Source organism: Treponema sp. R8-4-B8, assembly GCF_054786175.1.
The window spans coordinates 1-434 of the sequence record NZ_BDHE01000448.1; the positions used below are offsets into that span (position 1 = coordinate 1).

The following is a 434-nucleotide window of genomic DNA, read 5'->3' on the forward strand; positions in this document are numbered from 1 at the left end:
GCCGTATTAATCAATTCTTTAATATCTGTAAAAGTATCTATCATGCTGTCCAGCGCGTTTTCCATCGCAGCGATGTCAGAATCGGAAGGAGACTCGTCAAAAGCAAGGTCTTCCAATAAAGCCGCGGCGTGCCCTTGAATTTGTGAAAGCACGATGAACGTGTGCCGAGGCAGCCACGCGGCCTCAATCTCGCCTTTTTGCAATTTCGCGGAAAGCTCAATAACGGCGGTGTGAAGTTCCGCGACCCGCTGACGGACTGGACCCGCGCCCTGATCCAAAAAGAGCGAGTATCCTTTGTAAAAATCTTCCATGCTTTCACTGATATAATCAGCTAACAAATCCCACTCAATTTCATCAAGATGGACAACAGGGGGAACCAAACGGTTAATTACAAGGTCAACATATTTTTCGTTACGAAAAAAAGAATCTCTGAT

At 45.9% G+C, this 434-nt stretch carries 1 pseudogene; it reads right to left on the reverse strand.

The features are described 5' to 3' along the window. Window positions 1–434, reverse strand: a pseudogene (locus ACYVRA_RS09195) (hypothetical protein); the annotation flags it as partial.